The 16,468-nt window shown below is 37.1% G+C and carries 12 protein-coding genes; 11 read left to right on the plus strand and 1 reads right to left on the minus strand.

Translation table 11 applies throughout. From position 1 onward, the window contains the following. Positions 1-613: 613 nt before the first annotated feature. Both MKY09_RS07270 and MKY09_RS07275 read left to right on the plus strand, forming a co-directional pair. The gene (locus tag MKY09_RS07270; RefSeq protein WP_342567980.1) at positions 614-1,609 is read left to right on the plus strand and encodes a DUF3196 family protein; all 996 of its coding nucleotides are present in this window, start codon (positions 614-616) and stop codon (positions 1,607-1,609) included. 422 nt (positions 1,610-2,031) lie between these two features. After that, a complete protein-coding gene (locus tag MKY09_RS07275) occupies positions 2,032-3,561 on the plus strand; it encodes a family 10 glycosylhydrolase (protein WP_342567981.1) in 1,530 nt (509 codons plus the stop codon). Positions 3,562-3,706: 145 nt separating this feature from the next. Here the strand turns inward: MKY09_RS07275 and MKY09_RS07280 are convergent, their stop codons facing one another. Beyond that, on the minus strand, positions 3,707-5,065 hold the full coding sequence (locus MKY09_RS07280; RefSeq protein ID WP_342568221.1) for an IS1182 family transposase: 1,359 nt from the start codon (positions 5,063-5,065) through the stop codon (positions 3,707-3,709). Positions 5,066-5,524: 459 nt separating this feature from the next. On the opposite strand from MKY09_RS07280, the gene MKY09_RS07285 reads away from it, so the two are divergent. The 9 genes from MKY09_RS07285 (at position 5,525) to MKY09_RS07325 (ending at position 16,418) form a co-directional block, all read left to right on the plus strand. Continuing rightward, positions 5,525-7,120, plus strand: a complete 1,596-nt coding sequence (locus MKY09_RS07285; protein WP_342567982.1) for a glycoside hydrolase family 3 N-terminal domain-containing protein — start codon at positions 5,525-5,527, stop codon at positions 7,118-7,120. 102 nt (positions 7,121-7,222) lie between these two features. Next, on the plus strand, positions 7,223-8,824 hold the full coding sequence (locus tag MKY09_RS07290; protein ID WP_169359853.1) for an extracellular solute-binding protein: 1,602 nt from the start codon (positions 7,223-7,225) through the stop codon (positions 8,822-8,824). Between the two features lie 79 nt (positions 8,825-8,903). Continuing rightward, complete coding sequence (locus MKY09_RS07295; RefSeq protein ID WP_298471586.1) at positions 8,904-9,860, plus strand: ABC transporter permease subunit; 957 nt, start codon at positions 8,904-8,906, stop codon at positions 9,858-9,860. A gap of 12 nt (positions 9,861-9,872) precedes the next feature. Further along, on the plus strand, positions 9,873-10,763 hold the full coding sequence (locus MKY09_RS07300) for a carbohydrate ABC transporter permease (RefSeq protein ID WP_298471584.1): 891 nt from the start codon (positions 9,873-9,875) through the stop codon (positions 10,761-10,763). A 157-nt stretch (positions 10,764-10,920) separates the two neighbouring features. Then, complete coding sequence (locus tag MKY09_RS07305; RefSeq protein WP_169359856.1) at positions 10,921-11,538, plus strand: YesL family protein; 618 nt, start codon at positions 10,921-10,923, stop codon at positions 11,536-11,538. A 16-nt stretch (positions 11,539-11,554) separates the two neighbouring features. Further along, positions 11,555-12,703: a DUF1343 domain-containing protein gene (locus tag MKY09_RS07310; protein WP_342567983.1), complete on the plus strand. Its 1,149-nt coding sequence runs from the start codon at positions 11,555-11,557 to the stop codon at positions 12,701-12,703. 10 nt (positions 12,704-12,713) lie between these two features. Beyond that, positions 12,714-13,634 (plus strand): N-acetylmuramic acid 6-phosphate etherase, encoded by a 921-nt coding sequence (gene murQ, locus MKY09_RS07315; RefSeq protein ID WP_298471575.1) that lies wholly within the window; start codon positions 12,714-12,716, stop codon positions 13,632-13,634. A gap of 14 nt (positions 13,635-13,648) precedes the next feature. Further along, positions 13,649-15,493, plus strand: a complete 1,845-nt coding sequence (locus MKY09_RS07320; protein WP_342567984.1) for a metallophosphoesterase — start codon at positions 13,649-13,651, stop codon at positions 15,491-15,493. A gap of 58 nt (positions 15,494-15,551) precedes the next feature. After that, positions 15,552-16,418, plus strand: coding sequence for a MurR/RpiR family transcriptional regulator (locus MKY09_RS07325; protein WP_251553447.1), 867 nt, complete (start codon positions 15,552-15,554; stop codon positions 16,416-16,418). Positions 16,419-16,468: the final 50 nt, after the last annotated feature.

Raw genomic sequence — 16,468 nt, forward strand, 5'->3', positions numbered from 1 at the left:
AATTATTTAGGGATATCCTTTTATTTTTATATAAAGCTTTGTTAAAGTTATGGGTTTATTTTGACTAACATTTCTTATTTATAGTGACTGTTAACTATATATAAGTGACCTTCAAATGACTACTAAAATCATAAATAAATTATGAAATTGGGGTTGGTGACATTTTTCAGCTTTGTTTACGCGAGTAAATTTTTAGCGATTTATAAATAATGCTAAAGCTGTTCCATGTATTGATTGGAACGCCAGACGGCGACTCCTACGGGATGAGTGAGTCAGATAAGACATCACAACCACGCGCGTAAGCGATGGGTGATGGCTTATCGCTCACCCCGAGGAAAGCGTCCGGCTGGTGCGAAAAATCAATTTCAATGATTTCTTTACATCATAAATCAACCCTACTCTTTAACGTAGCCTTATATAATAATATGACCCTATCTTAATAACGTAATTTCTCACATAGTTATTTTTATATTAAGTAAAATATGACAAGGCTGGTTTTATTTCTTCTGATTATAAATGAATTACCTTTTTTACAGTTTGTAGTTAGTACATAAGTAAGAGTTAGTATAAAATAATACATATACATAGTGAAAATAAAAGGCGGCGGAATATATTGAAGAAGAAAAAACATAAACTTCAAACAAATGAAAATGTAATTGTGTTTCCGGGAATGGTGGACACATTAATAAGTGATGGGCTTGCCTATGCGGAGGCTAATAATTATGTCAAAGCAGCAGCTTGCTTTGACGAAGCGAAGAAATATGTGGTACTCGATGATGTGATTCTAAGTGTTTATGTGCTTACCTTATTAGAAACTAGGAGGGCCAAAGAGGCAAAGCAAATATGTGAGGGCCTACTTGAAGAGAAATCTCCGGTTTTTGAACAGATAGTAGAGCTTTACTTGACTATATTATTAGATTTAAAGGAGTATTACGAGTTAAATCAAGTAATTAACCGAATTTTAACTGAATATAATTTTTCAGATGAAAGAAAGACCAATTTTAATCAGCTAAAAGATTTAAGTAATCGCCTTGCTAATGAGCAACCGCTTATAGATAATAATGAGGAAACTGCTCTTATACCTATTGAGAAGGAGCAACTTGAGTTAAAAACGTTTAAACAACTAAGCTTTGTTGAACAGGAGCAAATTCTACAGCAAGCTTTTTATAGAGACATCCATTCAGCTATTCCTGAAATTAAGGCAATTGTAGAATATCCTGACGTTTCTCCGACCGTTCAAACACTAGCACTTTTACTATTGGGTAGTGCTGGAATTACAGATACGATCACAATCAGTAAGTTTGGTTTGACTCAGCAGGTAAATCCTTCTTCTCCTCCTCCTCAAACAGGTGTAGATCGAATGGAAGAAATAAATCAGCATGTACAAGAATATCTTCAAAAAGACCCATCTAAGCAAATGCTTACGACGGAGCTTTTACACCGCCATGCCTATGCTCTTTTTCCTTTTGACTGGCAAGGGTACAAAAATGAAGAGGTTGCAATGGCGTACATTGATTTTATTAAAATTATGTTTGGGGAAGAAAACGTGCATTTAAATTCCTTGTTGGAATTTATTGAGACAATAGAAAATTCGATAGAAAAGCCTTAAGTTAATTTCTCGCGTCTTTTAAAGGAATATAAATCTTTATTTCATAAATATAAGAAACTCATTCGTTACTGCTTAAGCTTAAGTAGTAATTAATGAGTTTTTTTAATGGGAAAAAATGAAACTATATTTTATTTAAAAAGAATTATATTGACTTTTTTTATCAATTCAAATAATATACAAATTATTGCTAATATTTTGTAAAATTTAGTTATTTTGAGAAATAGTGTTGTAAAGTAATCATCTTGTTGTGGCAACGGGCCACTAAAGTGGAGAAAGTGAGCCAATAAGAAACCACACTTACATGTATTATAGATTTTTCTTCTCTAGCATCACACTAATAACTTAGTATTATATAAATTTTATGGAAAAGGAGGGCATTTATTAGTTGTATAAAAATAAGAATTGGAAAGAGGAGGAAAAGAATGAATAAAAGGTATTTTAAAGCCTTTATTGCTGTGTTACTTACGTTTACCTTATTCTTTACAAGTATCGAAACAGGAAGTGCGGTGAGTACAATCTCTCCTAAGGTTGAAATGAGAGCTTCATGGATTTCTACTGTTGCAAATATAGACTTGAAGCCAGGTATGGATGAAGCTGCTTATACATCATGGGCTCGCTCTACCATCAAAGAGTTAGAACGAAAAAATTTTAATACAGTTGTTTTTCAAGTTAAACCAACTGCAGATGCATTATATCCATCTGAGTTAGCACCTTGGTCACGTTATATTACAGGTAGTAAACAAGGGACAAACCCAGGTTACGACCCGTTGCAAATTATGCTAGATACTGCACATGAACATGGTATGGAGTTACATGCTTGGATCAATCCTTACCGAGTTACGATGGCTAATCAAAAACTAGAGGAACTAGCACCAAATAATATAGCTTCTATTCATCCAGAATGGGTAGTAAAGCATGGGACTCAATATTACTTAAATCCAGGAATTCCGGGAGTTCAAAATTATTTAATTGACGCTGTAAAAGAACTAGTTACAAATTATGACGTGGATGCGGTTCACATGGATGATTATTTCTATCCAGGAGTTAATTTTGATGACGCTGCAACCTACGCACAGTATGGTGCTGACTTTAACGACATCGGTGACTGGAGACGTAATAACGTCAATGAACTAGTTCAACATATTAATAGTAACATCAAACAAATTAAGCCTTGGGTACAATTTGGTATTTCTCCATCAGGAATTTGGAGAAATAGTAAGGACGATCCGAATGGAAGCGAAACAAATGGATCTGCTCATTATGACTCACTTTTTGCAGACAGCAGAAAGTGGATTCAATCAGGGTATATAGACTATATTACACCGCAAGTATACTGGTCTCGTCAGTTGGCTATAGCAAACTATTCGGTGCTTCTAGAGTGGTGGAGCAGACAAACAGAAGGATATCCGATAAATCTTTACATTGGAATGGCAGATTACAAAGTTAATGCTAACTTTGATACAGCGTGGGACAATCCGTATGAATTACCAGAGCAAATTTTGGACAACCGTATAAATGGAAAGACGATGGGCCAAATGCATTTTACTCTCCGGGATATCCTTGCAAATAAGCTTGGCTATGCTGATATAGTAGAAAATGAAATTTATCAGACAAAATCCTTAACCCCTCCTACTCCATGGAACGGAGCAGAAGAACCTAAAAAACCTATACTAGTTACTGCTAAAAATGATGGGAACTCTGTTCAAATTTCAATCGACAATAAGAAGCGGAAAGATGCTAGGAAATATGTGATTTACCGCTTCGAGGGTAATAAAGCAGGGGATTACAGTAATCCCCAAAATATAGTAGGAGTTGTTTTTGATCAAGATGGCTTTGCCACTTTCCAAGATAAAAAAGTGGATCCGAATAAGCGATACACTTATGGTGTAACATCTATTTCTTACACAGGGATGGAAAGCAAGAATGCCGAGGAAACAAAAACCAAAAAGTAAGCTATTCAAAACCTGAAGCCGTTTAGGCTTCAGGTTTCAGAGTGTAGACAAAAGGGTTGGAAATCGAAACGATTTCCAACCCTTTTGCTATTATCACAGTTTACATTCTGGAAAAAGAGCTAATTCAACTCTCGATTTTTTTGTTTTACGCCATTTTTGGCATTTTCCAGGTCCAGCTGGCCAACTTCTTAAGATTTAAGGCAGCAAAAGTTAGCATCGCCTGCATGGACAATTTTTTAAGACCCTTTAAGGTTGTCCATCGCATACCATGCTTTTCTTTGGCATCGGCAAAGACACGCTCGATCGTCTCTTTACGCTTCCCATAAATTTCTTTCATTTCATAGTTATGACGTAAGTCCTCAGCTACATCCAAATAATCTTGCCAGATATGACGTTGAATCATCTTTTGTTTATTCTTACTCTGCGTGCATTGGTCAATCACTGGACACGTGGCACAAATAGAAGGAGTTGAGGCATACTGGCGATAACCTTCCTTCGTTGTTGTTCGGTAGTTAAGAACCTGTCCTTCGGGACAGAGATAGCAGTCATAATGTTCGTCATAAACATACTCGTGTTTTTTAAAGAAGTCTTCTTTTGTCATTGGTCGTTTGTACGGAAGTGCAGGAAGGACATGATTCTCTAAAAGGAAATTCGCAATAGCTGGTGTCTTGTAGGCTGCATCAGCGGCAACAACGACTGGGCGTCCCACCCGGTCGATGACCTTCTGAACCAGTGGTTCAAGCATATGGCTGTCGTGAACATTTCCAGGTGTGACAATGTTTGCAAGCACAAAACCCTTCTCGTCTGTTGCAGCATGAAAAGAATAGGCGAACTGCTTTGTCCGTTCATCTTTTACGTAGTAACCACTTTCAGGATCTGTTGTCGATTCCTTAATCTCCTTGTACTCTTCCTTTTCAAACTTTTCAGGTGGGAATGGTTTCTTCCCATGCTTTTCCCGGTCGAGGTTGAGCTCCTCCTGGAGCCTCTTTTCATAAGCCCGCGTCTCTTTACGAACAACCTTCTTCTCAAACTTTCTCTTATTCGCACTAGCTTTCACATGGGTCGAATCAATAAAGACATGATCCGGGCTTAGGAGCCCACGATCTGCGACCTCCTTTAATACTCTGTAGAAAATCTGCTCAAATAGATCTGTGTCTGCAAAACGACGGACATAGTTTTTCCCGAAAGTTGAGAAATGGGGAACCTCGGTATGGAAACCAAAGCCTAGAAACCATCGGTATGCCATGTTGGTTTCAATCTCTTTAATGGTTTGGCGCATGGACCGTATACCAAAGGTATATTGGATAAAAGTCATCTTGATAAGTACCACTGGGTCGATACTAGGTCTCCCTATTGTCGAATAAAGATTTTCAACCAATGGATAGATAAAGGAAAAATCAATTGCCTCATCTAACTTACGAACAAGGTGGTCTTGTGGTACCAACTGTTCAATAGTCAAGATTTCTAATTGTTCGCGTTCATTGGTTTGATTTTTCGTCATCATATCCATCACCTCATTCATTTTTTAGAAGGCCCCGTTGATTGGAGCGAAGAACGGCGACTCCAGCGGGAACAGCGCGAGCTGAAGACCCTGGACTGAGCGCAGCGAGGGAAGCGGCTGAAGCCGTGCCCGCGGAAAGCGTCCGTTCGTAGCGGAAATCAACTCTTCCTCGCGTTACTTCTATTTTAAAAGAAAAAAGACTGTAGGCAAACTCCAAAATTTTTGGAGTTTGTCTACAGTCTGAAACCTGAAGCCGTTTAGGCTTCAGGTTTTTTATATGGATGAAATCTATCTTTATAAAAACATTAATTGAAATAATAAAACGAAAATAATTATAAATTTCAAAAATTATGTTTCATTTTCAAAATAAATATGATATGTTATTTAATATTCAGACTTTATAGAAAAGTCGTTGTTGTGAGAACTGTTTTTTTAATTGATTAATATAAAGAAGGTGTTTATTTGAGTCAACGGGTTGCATCTATTCAAGTCGGACAATTAATGGTTGTAGGATTTAAAGGGAAAATTGCACCAGAGGGTATCATTGACCTGATCCATCGACACCGAATTGGTGGAATTATATTGTTTAGTCATAATGTTGGTACACCTCAGGAGCTCTTAAGTTTAACCTCTTCTCTTCAACGCGAAGCACAAAAAGCAGGCTATGAATATCCTCTTCTGATTTGCCTGGATCAAGAGAATGGGGTAGTACGTAGATTGGGAAAAGGGGCAACTACATTTCCTGGAGCAATGTCCATTGGAGCTACGGCAAACTCAGAAAATGCTTTTGATATAAGCCTTGCCACTGGAAAAGAGCTAAAAGAGTTAGGGGTTAATTGGAATTTAGCACCTGTACTAGATGTAAATAATAACCCGGATAATCCGGTTATTGGGGTTCGATCCTTCGGAGAAAATCCACATTTAGTAGCTGAATTTGGGAAAAATGCAATGAAGGGCTTGCAAAATGCAGGAGTGATCACTACATTAAAGCATTTTCCAGGTCATGGTGATTCAAATGTAGATTCCCATTTATCCCTTCCAGTGATAGGTCATACAAGAGCAAGGTTAGATGAAGTAGAGCTTGTACCATTCCAAGCTTGCATTGCCGAAGGGGCAGATACTATTATGTCTGCTCATGTTTATTTTCCTGCAATTGAGGACAGAGAAAATGTCCCTGCTACTTTGTCCAAAAAAGTAATTAGTGGGCTGTTGAGAGAGGAACTTGGATTTGACGGTGTGGTCACAACAGATTGTCTGGAAATGAAGGCAATTTCAGAAACAATTGGTACTGAAAAAGGTGCCGTTGAGGCCCTTAATGCAGGTGTAGACTTAGTAATGGTCTCACATACACATGAAGTTCAGCTACGTACGATAAAGGAATTAGAGCTAGCCTTAGCTCAGGGTGTATTACAAGAAGAGAGCTTAAAGGCTTCCCTTAATCGCATTAATAAACTGAAGGGAAAATATTTGTCATGGGAAAACACTCCCTTCCATTCCGAGTTTGTTTCACTTGGTAGTGAAGAACACAAAAATATAGCTGAGAAGGTATTTCAAGAGAGCGTTACAATCGTGAAAAATGAGGGCCTGCTCCCTTTACAGATGGATCAAAATATATTAGTCATTAATCCACCTAACCAAACTATTTATGGTGTTGAGGATGTAAAAGAAATAAAAACAACACTAAGTGATGCAATGAAGGAATTTAGTAATCAAGTAGAGGCTTATGATTTACCGACATCATTCACTCTTAAGGAAATGGATTTACTCATTCAAAGGGCAAAGGAATTTGATGTAATTGTTATTGGTACTCTATCTGTATCGGCTACTAGCTATGAGATAGAGTTGTTTAATAGACTTTTGAAATTAGGTATTCCGGTTGTTGGAGTAGCCATGAGAAATCCGTATGATTTAAGGTTTTTCCCGGATGTAACGGCATATTTAGCAACCTATGAATTTACTTATCTTGCATTAAGAACCGCAGCTCAAGCGATATTTGGAAAAGTCTCGGTTAGTGGAAAACTTCCAGTAACTTTACTTGAAACAAAGACAACATTTTAGGGGGTGAGGGATACATAAGCAGGGAGGGAAGAAGTGTTTACAAGAATAGTTTGTTTTGTTTCATAGCAATGACTATTTTAAAAAAACTAGGGGGTATTACAAATGAGAGGTAAAAAGATAATTTCGTTAGCACTTATAGCCGCATTAGCCTTAGCAGCATGTTCGGATGATGAAGCAAAAGGCACTGTAGAACCAGATAGCAAAAATTTTAACAAAACAGGAATGCCCATTGTAAACGAAACAATTAAGTTGGACATTTTTGCAGGTAAGTCAGCTACTACGGCTGATGATTGGAATGACGTTCTAATACTTAATGAATATGAAAAAATGTCAAATATAGATATTACCTGGCAGCAGGTACCAGCCGATGGATTACAAGAAAAACGAAATCTTGCTTTAGCTAGTGGAACATTGCCTGATGTTTTTTATGCGGCAACTATTCCAGTAGGGGATTTACAGAAATACGGCCAACAAGGCACATTTATTCCATTAAACGACTTAATAGAGGATTATGCACCTAATCTAAGTAAAGTGTTAGAAGCAAATCCTGAAATTAAGAAAGGGCTTACTTTCCCAGATGGGAATATTTATTCGTTCCCTACTATTTATTCACCAGAGTTCACGTCTCTATTAATAGGTGCTAAGCCTTGGATTAAACAAGATTGGTTAGATCAATTAGGTATGAAAAATCCTGAGAATTTAGATGAGCTATATGCTTACTTGAAGGCAGTAAAAGAAACTGACCTGAATGGAAATGGAAAAAATGACGAGATTCCTTTAAGTAGTGTTTCTATGACTCGTATACTACATTGGATTTCCGGAGCATTCGGTGTACAAAACAAAGGATCTCTTCATACTTTACTTGATACGGATTCTGCTGGTGAGCTTCGTTTCTTCCCAACGGCTCCAGAGTATAAAGAAATGTTAGAGTATATGCATAAATTATATTCAGAAGGCTTAATCGATCAAGGTATTTACTCCATTGACGTTCCTAAATATTTGGCTGCTGCAGCTGAGGAGTTGTATGGAGCTACTCAATTCTACAACCCTGTTGAACTCTTTGGAGAAGAAATCGGTAAGGACTATGTGGTAGGAAATGCACTTGCTGGCCCAAGTGGGGAAAAATTATACACAGGAATTACCTCTCCATTAAGAGACTTAGGAAACTTTGCTATTACGAGTGAAAATAAATACCCTGCTGAAACGGTAAGATGGTTAGATCATTTCTACAGTGATGAGGGAGCTTTGATGTTCTTCATGGGAATTGAAGGAGAAACTTTTGAACAAACAGCAGATGGACCGAAGCTATTAGATAAAATCACAAATAGTAAAGACGGACTTACGATGACACAAGAACTAGCTAAATATTTAATCAATCCAGGTGGAAATCATCCAGTAATGATTACAGATGATTACTTCACTGGTTCAGAGAATGCACCAGGTGATAAAGAGGCTACGAAAGAGCTTGAACCATATTTAATAGATGAAGTATGGCCTAACTTTACCTATACTGCAGAGGAAAATGATCGAGTATCAGTTTTAAAAGCAGATATTGATAAATACGTACAAGAAATGCAAGCGAAATTTATAACAGGAGAAACTCCTTTAACTGAATGGGACTCTTATGTGGGAACCATTGAAAAAATGGGATTAAAGGACTTCATGGAGCTTCAACAAAAGGCGTATGAAAGATACAAAGATTAATAAATGAGTTGCTTTCTAATTTGCAGAGGAAGTATCTTCCTCTGCAATATTAGAAAAACGGGGAGAAGGGGGTAAAAATATGCACATTAATGAAACAAAAGCAAAGCATGGGGTTGTTCCGAAAGTGAGTCGTTTTGCTAAAATTAAAAGAAATTTCCTAAAAAGCTGGCAGCTCTATGTTTTCTTACTTCCTGCGCTTTTATATTTTTTAATCTTTCACTATGTTCCTATGTATGGAGTACAAATAGCCTTTAAAAACTTTATGGCTAATCAAGGGATTTGGGGAAGTCCGTGGATTGGATTTGATCATTTTACGCGCTTTTTTGATTCATACTACTTTTGGAGATTAATAAAAAATACAATCATTCTTAGTCTATATCAATTGTTATTATTCCCTTTGCCAATTATTTTGGCCCTTTCATTAAACGAGCTGAAAAATGGTGCTTTTAAAAAATGGGCTCAAACACTTACATATGCTCCTCACTTTATATCCGTAGTTGTAGTTGTTGGGATGATTGTCATTTTCTTAGATCCTGCAAATGGTTTAGTCAATCAAATCATCACTCTCTTTGGCGGGGAAAAAATACGCTTTTTAGATGAGGCTAGTTGGTTTAGACATATATTTGTTTGGTCTGGGGTATGGCAAACATTAGGCTGGAGCTCCATAATTTACTTAGCCGCATTAGCAGGCATTAATCCAGAACTACATGAGGCGGCAGAAGTAGACGGTGCATCCAAATTACAACGAATTCTACATATCAACATACCGGGTATTTTCCCAACCATTGTCGTTCTACTTATATTGAACATTGGTAGCTTTATGTCTGTAGGATTTGAAAAGGTTTTACTATTACAAAATAGCTTGAACTCTGAAACCTCAGATGTCATACAAACCTATGTATATCAAGCTGGATTACTAGAAGGTCAATATAGTTTTGCAGCAGCTATTGGTTTATTTGACTCCATCATTAACATAGCTTTACTAATAACCTTCAATTATGTTGCAAGAAAAACTAGCAATAACAGCTTATGGTAAGGAGGGGTTCAAATGAAAAAAGTTAGTTTGTCTGATAAAGGCTTTGACGTGCTAAACAAAATATTCTTAACGGTCATCGTCATTTTAATAGTTTATCCGCTTGTCTTCGTTATTAGTGCCTCCATAAGTGATCCCTTAGCCGTAAGCTCAGGGAAAATGTGGTTATGGCCAGTCGATATTACATTTGAAGGTTATAGAAAAATATTACAAAATGACTCTATTTGGCTAGGGTATCGCAATACCATTTTATATACCGCAGTAGGAACACTTCTCCATTTATTTGTTCTGTTGCCATGTGCTTATGCACTTTCTAGAAAAGAGTTAATGGGAAGTAAGTATATCTTATGGTTTGTTCTATTCACAATGATGTTCAGTGGTGGTTTAATTCCAACTTATTTAGTGATCAAAACGTTAGGAATGCTTGATACCATTTGGGCTATTGTAATACCTGGAGTGGTTGGGGCTTGGTCTATTTTAGTAGCGAGAACTTTCTTCCAAAGCAGTATTCCGGATCAGTTAGTAGAAGCGGCTAAAATTGACGGAGCATCTGATTTTTATATGTTTATCAAAATTGTATTACCACTATCATTGCCAATTATAGCGGTTATGGCATTGTTCCATGCAGTTGGCTTATGGAATCAATATTTTAATGCGTTAATTTATCTGTCTGATCGGGATAAATATCCTCTTCAGCTCATTTTGAGGGAGATATTAGTAGTAAATCAGGCACAATTAGGCGAAGGGTCTGGGGAACAAACGGAATCGCTCATCCAACAGGTGAGGACAGGTGGTCTTATTAAATATGCGGTCATCATCATTTCCTCTTTACCATTACTAATTGTTTACCCGTTTTTACAACGATTCTTTGTCCAAGGCGTATTAATCGGTTCGATTAAAGAATAGCTTTTCGTGGTGTCTAGCTTCGGCGCCTTGCCCCTTGGGTCAAATGGTTAAAAGTTACGGTGGCTGAAGAGCTGCCTCCTCGCTTTTTTCATTTGCCTGTCGGGGCAGGGATAGGCGCCTACGCTTTTCAATTTAAACATAGAAGGGAGAGTCTACTATGAACAGTTTTGTTAATGGATACTATCAGTTTGCGGTGTGGGCAATGAGGTTAGCATACTTGAACATACTTTGGTTTGTATTCACACTAGTAGGCTTGTTCTTTTTTGGACTCATGCCTGCTACAGCGGGTATGTTTGCTGTAGTAAGAAAATGGGTTTCTGGAGATACAGATATTCCCGTATTTCAAACCTTTTGGAAATCTTATCGCCAAGAATTTTTTAAAGCTAATCTACTCGGATACATACTTGCCGGTATAGGATATCTACTATATATTGAGCTGCAAATTTTAAGAGCTCAGGAGAATATGGTTTACTTTGTGGCAAGCTATGGGGTAATAGCACTTTTTATAGTTTTACTTATTGTATTGTTATACTCTTTCCCAATCTTTGTACATTTCAATATAAGCACCTTACAAAATATTAAATGGGCGTTTGTAATAGGAGTCATTCATCCTATACTAACAATTGCATTGATTGCAATATTATTATTTGTTCACTATGTAACTTTTATAACCATTCCCGCTTTACTCTTTTTCTTTGGTGGAAGTGTAACCGCCTTTATCCTAACGTGGGGAGCGTCTAAAACGTTTACAAAGTATGAGCCCTCAAATGTCTGATTAGTGGAGGAAACAAATGAAGCTAGGGGTAGAAGTGTTTTTGGAAGATGGCTATAAACCTTTTATCGGAAATCGTATAGGCTTGGTGACGAATATGACGGGTGTAAACCAAAAGCTCACACCGACTATTGAATTGTTTGTCGATCATCCTGGCATAAATCTTACAGCTTTATATGGTCCAGAGCATGGGATACGTGGAGATGCTAAAGAAGGAGAAGGAGTTCAGTCTTCGATAGACCCTTACACAAATCTTCCCGTTTACAGTCTATATGGTGATTCAAGGAAGCCTACAAAAGAGATGTTAGAATCTGTTGATGTCATTGTTTTTGATCTGCAGGATATTGGTTCAAGATACTTCACGTACATTTATACAATGGCATATGTAATGGAAGCCTGTGGAGAGCAAGGAAAACAGTTTGTTGTATTGGATCGACCAAATCCAATTTCTGGTGACCGAATAGAAGGAAACCTTGTGGAAGAGGATGTTCGCTCCTTTGTTGGTTTGTTACCTATTCCAAATAGACATGGGATGACTGTAGGAGAACTTGCACAGTTGTTTAAATATAAGTTTGGATATAATTGTGACTTAACAGTTGTTCCAATGGAGGGTTGGCTACGATCCATGTACTTTGATGACACTCCTGTATTGTGGGTACCCCCTTCTCCAAATACTACTAATATTGATATGAATGTATTATATCCTGGAACCTGTTTAATAGAAGGAACTAACTTATCTGAAGGGCGAGGCACTACAAGACCCTTTGAATGGATCGGTGCTCCTTATGTGGATGGGCAAAGGCTAGCAAAGGTATTTAATGAGAAAAAGATAGAAGGCGTTATCGCAAGGCCCATTTCTTTTAAACCAACTTATCAAAAGCATATGAATGTTATTTGCAGCGGAATTCAGCTACATATTGTCGATCGCCGCATATTAAATGCTTGGGAAACTGGTCTCTTGCTTATAGAGACAATCGCAGAAATGTATCCAAAGGATTTCTCATTTATAGAAAATGGGCAGAAGAAGTATTTCTTTGACTTGTTGGCTGGATCTAAAAGTATGAGGGAACGTATTTGGAATGGAACGACAAAAGAATATATAGAGAATTGTCTATCTTTAATAGAAGGCTTTCAAAAAGAAAAGAAAATATACGACATATATAACTAGGATGATTAAAATGAATGATTTATCTAATTTGAATAAACTGTCAACCGAACAGAGAAATAGCCATTCCATAAACATTGATCATATGTCTACTAAAAGCATTTTAGCAATGATTAATGAAGAGGATAAACGTGTCGCTGAATGTGTACAGGATGAAATAGATGATATTGAAAGGGCTGCAGAGGCTGTATTCAACTCATTGAAATCTGGTGGAAGACTATTTTATGTTGGAGCGGGAACAAGTGGGAGACTAGGTATTTTAGATGCGGTCGAATGTCCACCCACCTTTGGGACACCGTCCAATTTAGTGCAGGCTGTTATGGCAGGTGGCCTTTCAGCTTTCGAAAAAGCGGTAGAGGGCGCCGAGGATAGTCCAGAGAAAGGTAAAGAAGATTTAAGAGAAAGAGCTTTGTCTAGTTATGATGTAGTGATAGGAATAGCAGCGAGTGGAAGAACGCCATATGTAATTGGGGCATTAGAATACGCTAATGAGGTGGGTGCACAAACGATCAGTTTAACTGCAAACAAAAATTCCTCCATTAGTGAACATGCTACTATTAAAATTGAAGTAGAGACTGGACCAGAGGTAATTACGGGGTCTACAAGGATGAAAGCAGCTACTGCACATAAGCTCATTTTAAATATGATCTCAACAACGGTTATGATTAAGCTAGGTAAGGTTTATGAAAACTTAATGGTAGATGTATCCGTTAGCAATGAAAAGCTAAAAGAGCGAGCGAAGGGTATTATTCAAACGATTACTAACCAGTCATATCAAGAGGCAGAAGAATTTTTAGAACTTGCAAATAATGAAGTAAAACCTGCGATAGTAATGATGAAAGCTAATGTGAATTATGAAGAGGCAATAGATTATATTAAACAGGCAAACGGTTTTGTAAGAAAGGCTATTGAATTGGCGGATAGGAATTTATAAGAGGAGGGAAAAGGATGAATGAACATAAGATGCTAATCTTGGACGATTTCAATAATGCCAATCTTAGTGACTATGAAACCAATCATTCCTTTGTCTCCTCCTATTATTTATCTTTAAACAAAGATTACGTCAAGCATGGAAAGTATAGCTTAGAGGTTAGCTTTAATTACGGAGGTTGGGTTAAAGGAAATGGAGCTATGTATATCAAGTTTAAAAAGAAGTTAGTGACACAGCAGATGCCAAAAAAGCTGGCAGTGTGGGTCCATAGTGATGGAAAAACACCATGGCTACGAGCAACCATAATTGATGGAGATAATGAACGGAAGATAATTAACTTAACTAATGGAAATATAAGCTGGAATGGATGGAAATACTTAGATGTAGAGTTGGAGCAAAACTGGAAGCTTCCATTAAGGTTGGAGCAAATATATGCAGTTGAAACAAATTTGGTTAATCAAAAAGACTCCAGTATTAATGGAAAGTTCTATTTGGATCATATTACATTTGTATATGTAGATGATCAAGACTTAACGGGACCAATTTTTAGTGACATATTACCGCAAAATGAGAAGATATATAGAAATTCCTTTGTCTTCTCTGCAGTAGTGAGCGATGACATGTCAGGTGTAGATTTCGATTCTTTAATCATGAAAATCAATAATAAATTGGTTGTTCCTTCTGTTCAAGCGAACAAAATATCTTATCATGTAAAAGAGCTTCAAGAGGGAAATTGTAAAGTTAGCATCCAAGTAAAAGATTTGGCTGGTAATTGGTCGGTACCGCATCTAGAAAAAAATTATTTAATAGATTTAAATGAAGATCATGAATGTCCTATTATATCTGATGTCACACCAAGTGATTCCGCTGTAATTCATACAGCTACACCGCGAATTGGCTTTCGACTTTGTGATGAACATAGTGGGATTGAAAAGAACGATATAATTCTTACTATTAATAATGAAAAGCAAAAAGTGTTCTATGATGAAGAAACCGGCTGGGGATTTGCAATATCTAGTAGTCATTTAATAGATGGTCCACATCACCTTTCTATTCATACAAAGGATCGAGCGGGAAATGAAATGGACCCATATCAGCAAAATTTTGTTGTTCACTCTATAAAAGGGCCAATAGACGAGGACAACTTTATAGTAGGCATAATTCCAGATACACATACGCTGGAGCATGGAAAAGCTGCTTTAGTACATTTATTGGAGGAAGCACCTGAGTTTATCATACATATGGGTGACTTTGTAGATCAAGGAACAGAAGAGGAATTTAAGTTAGCGAAGACATCTCTATTTTCGGATATGAAGAAACATATACCCATATTAACGCTTGCTGGGAATCATGAAGCATTTCGAGGGAACTTAACGCTATATCAGAGCTTTATGGGTTCACCATCCTATCATTTTACGTATGGGAAAGTACTGTTTATCATTTTAAATAGTGCTTTAGGGCAAAGTCTCACGCTTTCAGACTCAACCCAATTAACTTACCTGAAGGAAGTATTATCTACCCATGAGCAAAAGCATATTGTAGTACTTACTCATGTACCTACTAAGGACCATTTTGGAACTGCACATGAAATGGTATATGAAGATTCCGTTCAATTAGTAGAAATACTTACCGAACACAAAAGTGAATTACCTTCTAGAGACATTGTAGTTTTATTTGGACATTTACATACGCAAGACCAATGGGAAGTTAGCGGAGTGAGATACATTATTACAGGCAATGCCTCACCAAAAAAATATGTAATGAAGCAGGAGAATAACATTGGTTACGGACTACTCCATATACAATCTAACGGTATGTATTATGAATACAAGCCTTTTAACTTAATACCTCCGGTGACCTAGTAAAAAGGGAGAGGTATAGTTAAAAAGCTATTTCAAGGAAGAAATGAGTGGATAAATTATGTCATCTGCCAACGGTGGACTAGTTATGCTAAATGAAATGGTGAATACATTGCCACCCTCTGAGAAGAAAATTGCAAGATATATATTAAATCATCCTCAAGAGGCAATTTCTTTAACTGCAGTTGAATTAGGGAAAAGAAGCTCTACTAGTGGGGCGGCAGTCATCAGGCTTTGTAAGTCATTAGATTTAAAAGGCTTACAAGATCTGAAGCTCAGAATTGCAGGAGATTTACAAAAGACAACAGAGCATGGTTTTAGAGATATTGAACCGAACGAACCGATTATGTCGATAATAGATAAGATGACAAACAATAGTATTAAAACGATTCGAGAAACGGCAGAAATGCTAAATACCGAAGAATTAGAAAAAGCTATTGACCTGCTTAGAGTGGCAAATACAATCCATTTTGTTGGCGTAGGTGCTTCTAATATCATTGCACAAGATGCTCAACAAAAGTTTTTACGCATTAACAAGAACTCTTATGCCTTTCCAGATATGCATTTAGCAATGACACTCGTAGCTACTGCGGAAAAAGGGGATGTGGTTGTGGCAATTTCCTTTTCTGGAGAGACATCAGAAGTTGCTAGAGTTTTAGAGCTTGCTAAGGAAAAAGGTATCTCTATTATCAGTATTACGAAATATGGTAACTCCATCGTTTCTAAAATTGCAGACATTAAGCTATATACGTCTGCCACTAGAGAATCAACGTTTCGTAGTGGCGCTACCTCGTCTCGAATTGGACAGCTGCAAGTGGTGGATATTTTGTTTATGGGAGTTGCTTCTCTGCAATATGAAGAAACGGTTAAGTATTTAGATGCTACCCGAGATGCGGTCAATTTTCTATCAAAGGATTCAAAGAAATAATTATTCATAAGCTGACTCTTCTATGAGTTGGCTTGTTTATTGTCAAAAGG

This window comes from Psychrobacillus sp. FSL K6-4046 (assembly GCF_038624605.1).
Taxonomy (GTDB): domain Bacteria; phylum Bacillota; class Bacilli; order Bacillales_A; family Planococcaceae; genus Psychrobacillus.